A 5,545-nucleotide genomic window follows, 5' to 3' on the forward strand; every position below is an offset into this window, starting at 1 on the left:
CTTTTGGAAACATATTTGGACAATACAAGTCAGTACTGAGCCTTCGGGTTTGGTGTTGTTTTGTTTTTTGTCAGTTTCAAACTTGTCATCGCACTTCGGTGTGGTGGCGTGATGTTTATCAGGCAGCTTTTGGGTTGTTTGGTTGTTATTCATTTACGGAGAGTTTGATCCTGGCTCAGGACGAACGCTGGCGGCGTGCTTAACACATGCAAGTCGAACGATGAAGCCCAGCTTGCTGGGTGGATTAGTGGCGAACGGGTGAGTAACACGTGAGCAACGTGCCCATAACTCTGGGATAACCTCCGGAAACGGTGGCTAATACTGGATATCTAACACGATCGCATGGTCTGTGTTTGGAAAGATTTTTTGGTTATGGATCGGCTCACGGCCTATCAGCTTGTTGGTGAGGTAATGGCTCACCAAGGCGACGACGGGTAGCCGGCCTGAGAGGGTGACCGGCCACACTGGGACTGAGACACGGCCCAGACTCCTACGGGAGGCAGCAGTGGGGAATATTGCACAATGGGCGAAAGCCTGATGCAGCAACGCCGCGTGAGGGATGACGGCCTTCGGGTTGTAAACCTCTTTTAGTAGGGAAGAAGCGAAAGTGACGGTACCTGCAGAAAAAGCACCGGCTAACTACGTGCCAGCAGCCGCGGTAATACGTAGGGTGCAAGCGTTGTCCGGAATTATTGGGCGTAAAGAGCTCGTAGGCGGTTTGTCGCGTCTGCTGTGAAATCCCGAGGCTCAACCTCGGGTCTGCAGTGGGTACGGGCAGACTAGAGTGTGGTAGGGGAGATTGGAATTCCTGGTGTAGCGGTGGAATGCGCAGATATCAGGAGGAACACCGATGGCGAAGGCAGATCTCTGGGCCATTACTGACGCTGAGGAGCGAAAGCATGGGGAGCGAACAGGATTAGATACCCTGGTAGTCCATGCCGTAAACGTTGGGCGCTAGATGTGGGGACCATTCCACGGTTTCCGTGTCGTAGCTAACGCATTAAGCGCCCCGCCTGGGGAGTACGGCCGCAAGGCTAAAACTCAAAGGAATTGACGGGGGCCCGCACAAGCGGCGGAGCATGCGGATTAATTCGATGCAACGCGAAGAACCTTACCAAGGCTTGACATATACCGGAAACGTTCAGAAATGTTCGCCCCGCAAGGTCGGTATACAGGTGGTGCATGGTTGTCGTCAGCTCGTGTCGTGAGATGTTGGGTTAAGTCCCGCAACGAGCGCAACCCTCGTCGTATGTTGCCAGCACGTAATGGTGGGAACTCATATGAGACTGCCGGGGTCAACTCGGAGGAAGGTGGGGATGACGTCAAATCATCATGCCCCTTATGTCTTGGGCTTCACGCATGCTACAATGGCTGGTACAATGGGCTGCAATACCGCGAGGTGGAGCGAATCCCAAAAAGCCAGTCTCAGTTCGGATTGGGGTCTGCAACTCGACCCCATGAAGTCGGAGTCGCTAGTAATCGCAGATCAGCAACGCTGCGGTGAATACGTTCCCGGGCCTTGTACACACCGCCCGTCAAGTCATGAAAGTCGGTAACACCCGAAGCCGGTGGCCTAACCTTTTGGAGGGAGCCGTCGAAGGTGGGATCGGTAATTAGGACTAAGTCGTAACAAGGTAGCCGTACCGGAAGGTGCGGCTGGATCACCTCCTTTCTAAGGAGCACTTAGCACGCACTCGTTTGGGTGTGGAGCTGAAGTCATTTCGGTCGCGAATGTCGACCGGTGGCGCTCATGGGTGGAACATTTGACTATTCGGTGCTTGTTGTTGTTCGTGCGGAGTACGCCTTTCGGGGTTGGAAACGTGTGGGTGATGGTGAGTGCTGGTGTGCACGCTGTTGGGTCCTGAGGGACCGGGCCTGCTGCTGCTCGCGGCTTCTTTCGGGGAGTTGGGGTGGTGGTGGATCGGACTCTTGGGCCTTCGTTCGCCGGCTTTGTGTCGGTGGGGGTTGGTACCGATCGTATGTTGAGAACTACACAGTGGACGCGAGCATCTTGAATGCCGCAAATGTTGATCGTCTTCGGATGGTTGGGTTTGTGGTGTTCAGCAATTTTAGTCAAGAGTTTCTGAGAATGAAATGATTGGCTACTCATGTGTAAATCAAATCTTTAAGAGCAAACGGTGGATGCCTTGGCATCTGGAGCCGAAGAAGGACGTAGAAATCTGCGATAAGCCTCGGGGAGTTGATAATCGAACTTTGATCCGAGGATTTCCGAATGGGGAAACCCCGCCAGGCCCCTTGTGGTGACCTGGTGACTCCCGCCTGAATATATAGGGCGGGTAGAGGGAACGTGGGGAAGTGAAACATCTCAGTACCCACAGGAAGAGAAAACAACAGTGATTCCGTTAGTAGTGGCGAGCGAACGCGGATCAGGCTAAACCGGTCGTGTGTGATACCTGGTAGGGGTTGCACGGTCGGGGTTGTGGGACTTTTCATGCTGCTCTACCAGGCAGTGGGCGTGACAGTAGCGTATAGACGAACAGCTTTGAATGGCTGACCAGAGGGGGTGCGAGTCCCGTAGTCGAAATGCGTGTATTGACGTTGAAGAGTATCCCAAGTAGCACGGGGCCCGAGAAATCCCGTGTGAATCTGTCAGGACCACCTGATAAGCCTAAATACTCCCAGATGACCGATAGCGGACAAGTACCGTGAGGGAAAGGTGAAAAGTACCCCGGGAGGGGAGTGAAATAGTACCTGAAACCGTTTGCTTACAATCCGTCGGAGCAGCCTTGTAGCTGTGACGGCGTGCCTTTTGAAGAATGAGCCTGCGAGTTAGTGATATGTGGCGAGGTTAACCCGTGTGGGGCAGCCGTAGCGAAAGCGAGTCTGAATAGGGCGATTCAGTCGCATGTCCTAGACCCGAAGCGAAGTGATCTATCCATGGCCAGGTTGAAGCGAAGGTAAGACTTCGTGGAGGACCGAACCCACCTAGGTTGAAAACTGGGGGGATGAGCTGTGGTTAGGGGTGAAAGGCCAATCAAACTTCGTGATAGCTGGTTCTCTCCGAAATGCATTTAGGTGCAGCGTTGCGTGTTTCTTACCGGAGGTAGAGCTACTGGATGGCCGATGGGGCCCAAAAGCTTACTGACGTCAGCCAAACTCCGAATGCCGGTAAGTGAGAGCGCAGCAGTGAGACTGTGGGGGATAAGCTTCATAGTCGAGAGGGAAACAACCCAGACCACCAACTAAGGTCCCAAAGCGCGTGCTAAGTGGAAAAGGATGTGGAGTTGCACAGACAACCAGGAGGTTGGCTTAGAAGCAGCCACCCTTGAAAGAGTGCGTAATAGCTCACTGGTCAAGTGATTCCGCGCCGACAATGTAACGGGGCTCAAGCACGCCACCGAAGTTGTGGCATTCATATGTATAGACAGGCCTTCGTGGTCCAGTCGTGTGGATGGGTAGGAGAGCGTCGTGTGGCGAGTGAAGCGGCGGTGGAAACCAGCCGTGGACGCTACACGAGTGAGAATGCAGGCATGAGTAGCGAAAGACGGGTGAGAAACCCGTCCTCCGAATGATCAAGGGTTCCAGGGTCAAGCTAATCTTCCCTGGGTAAGCCGGGACCTAAGGCGAGGCCGACAGGCGTAGTCGATGGACAACGGGTTGATATTCCCGTGGCCGGCGAAAAACCGCCCAAGCTAATCCAGTAGTGCTAAGAGTCCGAATCTTCTCGTCTGCCTTCGGGTGGGTGGGAAGCCTAGCGCTCGACCCCGTTCTGGTGCGGTTAGCGTATTAACAGGTGTGACGCAGAAAGGTAGCCGAACCGGGTGATTGGTTGAATCCGGGCAAGGATGTAGGGTGAGTGATAGGCAAATCCGTCACTCGTGAAGCCTGAGATCTGACGCGGAACTCACTATTGTGAGGTAGTCGGTGATCCTCTGCTGCCAAGAAAAGCATCGACGCGAGGTTTTAGTCGCCCGTACCCCAAACCGACACAGGTGATCAGGTAGAGAATACCAAGGAGATCGAGAGAATCGTGGTTAAGGAACTCGGCAAAATGCCCCCGTAACTTCGGGAGAAGGGGGGCCTGAGGCGTATAGGGATTTACTCCTGAAAGCGCATTGATGGCCGCAGAGACCAGTGGGAAGCGACTGTTTATCAAAAACACAGGTCCGTGCGAAGTCGCAAGACGATGTATACGGACTGACGCCTGCCCGGTGCTGGAAGGTTAAGAGGAAGGGTTAGCTTCGGCGAAGCTCTGAATTTAAGCCCCAGTAAACGGCGGTGGTAACTATAACCATCCTAAGGTAGCGAAATTCCTTGTCGGGTAAGTTCCGACCTGCACGAATGGCGTAACGACTTCCCAGCTGTCTCAACCGCGAACTCGGCGAAATTGCATTACGAGTAAAGATGCTCGTTACGCGCAGCAGGACGAAAAGACCCCGTGACCTTTACTACAGCTTGGTATTGGTGTTCGGTGTGGCTTGTGTAGGATAGGTGGGAGACTGTGAAGCGGGCACGCTAGTGTTCGTGGAGTCGTTGTTGAAATACCACTCTGGTCATTCTGGATATCTAACTTCGAACCGTAATCCGGTTCAGGGACAGTGCCTGGTGGGTAGTTTAACTGGGGCGGTTGCCTCCTAAAGAGTAACGGAGGCGCCCAAAGGTTCCCTCAACCTGGTTGGCAATCAGGTGGCGAGTGTAAGTGCACAAGGGAGCTTGACTGTGAGACTGACAAGTCGAGCAGGGACGAAAGTCGGGACTAGTGATCCGGCAGTGGCTTGTGGAAGCGCTGTCGCTCAACGGATAAAAGGTACCTCGGGGATAACAGGCTGATCTTGCCCAAGAGTCCATATCGACGGCATGGTTTGGCACCTCGATGTCGGCTCGTCGCATCCTGGGGCTGGAGTAGGTCCCAAGGGTTGGGCTGTTCGCCCATTAAAGCGGCACGCGAGCTGGGTTCAGAACGTCGTGAGACAGTTCGGTCTCTATCCGCTGCGCGCGTAGGAAATTTGAGAAGATCTATCTTTAGTACGAGAGGACCGAGATGGACGAACCTCTGGTGTGTCAGTTGTTCCGCCAGGAGCACCGCTGATTGGCTACGTTCGGAACGGATAACCGCTGAAAGCATCTAAGCGGGAAGCCGGCTTCAAGATGAGATTTCCATCCCTTCGGGGGAGAAGCTCCCAGTAGACGACTGGGTTGATAGGCCGGATGTGGAAGCACAGAAATGTGTGGAGCTGACCGGTACTAATAAGCTGATGATTTGATAAAACATGCACATGAATGTTGTTGCTGTTCGCGTCCACTTTGTGGTTCTCGATAGACGATCGAGAATCGACCACGTGTCACACCTGTAGGGGTGTGGTGTGTGGTTCGAAACATGATGGTTTGTCCATAGTGTTTCGGCGGTCATAGCGAGAGGGAAACGCCCGGTTACATTCCGAACCCGGAAGCTAAGACTCTCAGCGCCGATGGTACTGCAGGGGGGACCCTGTGGGAGAGTAGGTCACCGCCGGACTTCTTCATGAGCCGGGGTTGGTTGGTGAGTGAGCAGAGATGCTCCTCGCCTCCCAACCCCGGCTTTTTT

Annotated in this window: 3 rRNA genes; all 3 read left to right on the forward strand. The window is 54.0% G+C overall.

Annotated elements, in window-relative coordinates:
* Positions 1–152 precede the first annotated feature (152 nt).
* The 3 genes from C5C17_RS18270 to rrf all read left to right on the forward strand — a co-directional run bounded on the left by C5C17_RS18270 (position 153) and on the right by rrf (position 5,476).
* A 16S ribosomal RNA gene (locus tag C5C17_RS18270) occupies positions 153–1,672 on the forward strand.
* 443 nt (positions 1,673–2,115) lie between these two features.
* A 23S ribosomal RNA gene (locus C5C17_RS18275) occupies positions 2,116–5,229 on the forward strand.
* A 130-nt stretch (positions 5,230–5,359) separates the two neighbouring features.
* Positions 5,360–5,476 (forward strand): 5S ribosomal RNA (gene rrf, locus C5C17_RS18280).
* The 16S, 23S and 5S rRNA genes sit together here, the layout of an rRNA operon.
* The last annotated feature ends 69 nt before the right edge of the window (positions 5,477–5,545 follow it).

The sequence above is a fragment of the Pseudoclavibacter sp. RFBA6 genome (assembly GCF_002931575.1).
In the GTDB taxonomy this organism is placed as follows: Bacteria; Actinomycetota; Actinomycetes; order Actinomycetales; family Microbacteriaceae; genus Pseudoclavibacter; species Pseudoclavibacter terrae.